The sequence below is a fragment of the Tardiphaga sp. genome (assembly GCF_041424195.1).
Lineage (GTDB): Bacteria > Pseudomonadota > Alphaproteobacteria > Rhizobiales > Xanthobacteraceae > Tardiphaga.
On record NZ_JBGMOE010000189.1, the window covers coordinates 1 to 4,259 of the forward strand.

Genomic DNA, 4,259 nt, shown 5'->3' on the forward strand with positions numbered 1-4,259 from the left:
GCGGCAATAACGGCCTGACCGATTTCAAGGACATCCTCGGCTTCAACGTACAGGCCGACGGCACCCGCGCGGCGTTGTTTGCGCTGAGCTGTCTGGCGCTGATCATCGGCTTCCTCGTCTGCCGCGCCATCGTCACCTCGAAACTCGGCAAGGTGCTGATCGCCGTGCGCGATGCGGAGTCCCGCACAAGATTCTTGGGCTATCGCGTCGAATCCTACAAACTGTTCGTGTTCACCCTGTCGGCGTGCATGGCCGGCGTCGCCGGCGCGCTCTATGTGCCGCAGGTGGGCATCATCAATCCCGGCGAATTCGCCCCGGCCAATTCCATCGAGGCCGTGATCTGGGTGGCCGTCGGTGGCCGCGGCACGCTGGTGGGCGCGGCGCTTGGCGCCGTGGTCGTCAACTACGCCAAGACGGTGTTCACGTCGGGCGCGCTGGCGCCGTACTGGCTGTTCATGCTCGGGGCGCTGTTCATTCTGGTGACGCTGCTGCTGCCGAAGGGCATCGTCGGCACCTTCAATGCCTGGTCGGAAAGCCGCAAAGCCCGCAATAGCGCGAATGCCGATAGCGCCGCAGCGGAAGATGGCGTCACCAAACCTCATCTGGCGGAGAAGGCGTCATGACTGTAACTGAAGCGCCGGCCCCGGCGACGCCCGCACACGGACCCGCCATCATCGATCCCGTGGTCGCGGCGCGCGAAGCGGAAGCCCGGCAGAAGCGCATCACTTCGGCGCAGCTCTATCTCGACGGCGTCCATGTCTCGTTCGACGGCTTCCACGCCATCAACAATCTGTCGATGGTGCTGGCGCCCGGCGAAATGCGCGCCATCATCGGCCCCAACGGCGCCGGCAAGACCACGATGATGGACATCATCACCGGCAAGACCAAGCCGGACGAGGGGGATGTCTATTTCGACGGCACGCACGATCTCACGCTGCTGGACGAAACCAAGATCGCCGAACTCGGCATCGGCCGCAAATTCCAGAAGCCCACGGTATTCGAGAGCCAGACCATCTATGACAATCTGCTGCTGGCGCTGAATGTCGATCACTCCGTGCGCGGCACGCTGTTCTGGCGCGGTAGCAAGGCCGAGGCGGACCGCATCGACAAGGTGCTGGAGACCATTCGCCTGACCGGCTCGCGCGATCGTCTCGCCGGCAATCTCTCGCATGGCCAGAAGCAGTGGCTCGAAATCGGCATGCTGCTGGCGCAGGATCCGAAGCTGCTGCTGGTGGACGAGCCGGTGGCGGGAATGACCGACGTCGAGACCCATCAGACCGCCGAATTGCTGAAAGCAATCAATCGCGACAACAAGACCGTGATGGTGGTCGAGCATGACATGACCTTCGTGCGCGAACTCGGCGTCAAGGTGACATGTCTGCACGAAGGCACGGTGCTGGCCGAAGGCACCATCGATGATGTCTCGGCCAATGATCGCGTGGTCGAAGTGTATTTGGGAAGATAGGGGCGAATGGGGATGAGTTGCGAATGGCGAATGGGGCGTAGCGAACAGGGAAACATGTCTTCCATTCGCTACTCACTATTCCGCCACGTCCCCACTCGCATCCGAAAGGACACACATGCTCAAGGTGGATAACATCAGCCTCTATTACGGTGCAGCGCAGGCGCTGCGCGGCGTCACCGTTTCGGCGGAGCCCGGCAAGGTCACCTGTGTCCTCGGCCGCAATGGTGTCGGCAAGACGTCGCTGCTGCGCGCCATGGTCGGCCAGCAGGCGATCTCGTCAGGCTCCATCACCTTTGACGGCCAGGACATCTCGACGCTGAAGCCATTCGAGCGGGCGCGGCGCGGCATCTCCTTCGTGCCGCAGGGCCGCGAGATCTTTCCGCTGCTCACCGTGGAAGAGAACCTCAAGACAGGATACGCGCCGCTGAAACGCGCCGACCGCAATATTCCCGACGACGTGTTCTCGCTGTTTCCCGTGCTGAACTCGATGCTCAGCCGGCGCGGCGGCGATCTGTCGGGCGGCCAGCAGCAGCAGTTGGCCATTGGGCGCGCACTGGTGATGCGGCCGAAGCTCCTGTTGCTCGACGAGCCCACCGAAGGCATCCAGCCATCCATCATCAAGGATATCGGCCGCGCCATTTCCTATCTGCGTTCGCTCGGCAATATCGCCATCGTGCTGGTGGAGCAGTATCTCGACTTTGCCTGCGAACTCGGCGACAACTTCGCGGTGATGGATCGCGGCGCGGTGAAATACACCTGCGACCGCAGCACGCTGGATCCCGCCGAGATCAGCCGCCAGATGGCGCTGTAACGCGGGCGTCACGCCGGAGAATGCATGCAGGCTGACAACACCACGCTGTCGCCCTCGGCGATTTTTGCCGCCAACCGCGCCCGCGGCGCGGTGACGTTCGACGTGCATCTGGTGGAGGGCAAGACCCGTCGTCGCCAGCTCCATGAATCCGGCTCGCTGCGCGTGCGCTTTCCGTCCCCCGAGGACGACGGGCTTTGCGCGATGTTCGTCAACACCGCCGGTGGTGCCGCGGGCGGCGACCGTTTCGATATCGACATCGCGGCCGGCGAGGGTACGCGGCTAACGATGTCCACCGCGGCCGCCGAGAAGATCTATCGCTCCCATGGCCCCGCCGCCGAGATCAATATCGCGTTGAAGGCCGCTGCCGGCGCGCATCTGTCGTGGTTGCCGCAGGAGACGATCCTGTTCGATCAGGCCCGCACCATCAGGCACATCGACATCGACCTCGCCGAGAGCGCAACCTTCCTTGCCTGCGAGATCGTCGTGTTCGGCCGCGCTGCTATGGGCGAGGCGATGCGAAACGGTTCTTTCGTCGACCGCTGGCGCGTGCGCCGCGGTGGCAGGCTGGTATTTGCAGAAAACGTGCGGCTGGATGGCGATATCGCCGCGAAACTGGCGAGACCCGCGATCGGACATGGCGCGGTGGCCATCGGCACGGCGCTGATCGTGCCCGGCGACGCGGCGCTCATCGAGCGGCTACGCGAAGTCACGGATAGTGTTGGCGGCGAAGTCGGGATCTCCTGCTGGAACGGATTTGCAATGGCCCGCTTCTGTGCGCAAGATGCGGCCAGACTGCGCGCCGACATGATGGCAGTGCTCGGACGATCGGGCGCGATGCTGCCGCGCATGTGGTTGAACTAAACCTAAGGCATGATGCCGAAAAGTGGAGGCCGGTTTTCGGATCAGATCATGCCTAAATACTTTAACTAGAGACCTGTCGATGAATCTCTCTCCCCGCGAAAAAGACAAGCTCCTGATCTCGATGGCCGCCATCGTGGCGCGCCGCCGGCTCGAGCGCGGCGTCAAGCTCAACCATCCCGAGGCCATCGCCATCATCTCCGATTTCATCGTCGAGGGCGCACGCGACGGCCGCACCGTGGCCGAGCTGATGAAATCCGGCGCCGAGGTCATCACCCGCGCGCAATGCATGGACGGCATCGCCGAGATGATCCACGATATCCAGGTGGAAGCGACGTTCCCGGACGGGACCAAGCTCGTCACCGTCCACGAACCCATTCGTTGAGGCCCCCCTATGATCCCCGGCGAACTCTTCATCCAGGACGGCGAGATCGAGCTCAATGCCGGCCGCAAGGCCGTGACTCTCACAGTGGCGAATTCCGGCGACCGGCCCATCCAGGTCGGCTCGCACTACCATTTCTTCGAGACCAATCCCGCGCTGAAATTCGACCGAAAGAAGGCCCGCGGCATGCGTCTCGACATCGCCGCCGGCACGGCGGTGCGCTTCGAGCCGGGCCAGAGCCGCGATGTGCAACTGGTCGAACTCGCCGGCAAGCGCACGGTCTATGGTTTCCGCGGTGACGTGATGGGGAAGCTGTGACATGCCCGTGAAGATCAAACGATCCGTCTATGCCGACATGTTCGGGCCGACCACCGGCGATCGCGTGCGGCTGGCCGACACCGATCTGATCATCGAGGTGGAGAAGGACTTCACGACTTACGGCGAGGAGGTGAAGTTCGGCGGCGGCAAGGTGATCCGCGACGGCATGGGCCAGTCGCAAGTGACCAACAAGCAGGGCGCCGCCGACACGGTCATCACCAATGCGCTGATCGTCGATCACTGGGGCATCGTGAAGGCCGATGTCGCCATCAAGGACGGCATGATCTCTGCGATCGGCAAGGCCGGCAATCCCGACATCCAGCCGGGCGTCACCATCATCATCGGCCCCGGCACCGACGTGATCGCGGGCGAAGGCAAGATCCTCACCGCCGGCGGCTTCGACAGCCACATCCATTTCATCTGCC

5 protein-coding genes and 2 pseudogenes are annotated in these 4,259 nt (G+C 63.4%); all 7 read left to right on the forward strand.

Annotated elements, in window-relative coordinates; all coding sequences use genetic code 11:
- Window positions 1-623 (forward strand): annotated as a pseudogene (locus tag ACEK02_RS25055) (urea ABC transporter permease subunit UrtC); the annotation flags it as partial.
- Entirely contained in the window at window positions 620-1,465 is an 846-nt protein-coding gene (gene urtD, locus ACEK02_RS25060; RefSeq protein WP_371424204.1) for an urea ABC transporter ATP-binding protein UrtD, read from the forward strand. The pseudogene ACEK02_RS25055 and the gene urtD, both read left to right, overlap by 4 nt.
- A gap of 115 nt (window positions 1,466-1,580) precedes the next feature.
- Complete coding sequence (urtE, locus tag ACEK02_RS25065; RefSeq protein WP_371424205.1) at window positions 1,581-2,276, forward strand: urea ABC transporter ATP-binding subunit UrtE; 696 nt, start codon at window positions 1,581-1,583, stop codon at window positions 2,274-2,276.
- Between the two features lie 24 nt (window positions 2,277-2,300).
- Window positions 2,301-3,137, forward strand: coding sequence for an urease accessory protein UreD (locus ACEK02_RS25070; RefSeq protein WP_371424206.1), 837 nt, complete (start codon window positions 2,301-2,303; stop codon window positions 3,135-3,137).
- Window positions 3,138-3,216: 79 nt separating this feature from the next.
- Window positions 3,217-3,519 carry an urease subunit gamma gene (locus ACEK02_RS25075; protein WP_068733936.1) on the forward strand — a complete coding sequence of 101 codons (303 nt, stop codon included), beginning with the start codon at window positions 3,217-3,219 and terminating at the stop codon, window positions 3,517-3,519.
- Between the two features lie 9 nt (window positions 3,520-3,528).
- A complete protein-coding gene (locus tag ACEK02_RS25080; RefSeq protein ID WP_371424207.1) occupies window positions 3,529-3,834 on the forward strand; it encodes an urease subunit beta in 306 nt (101 codons plus the stop codon).
- Between the two features lies 1 nt (window position 3,835).
- Window positions 3,836-4,259, forward strand: a pseudogene (ureC, locus tag ACEK02_RS25085) (urease subunit alpha); the annotation flags it as partial.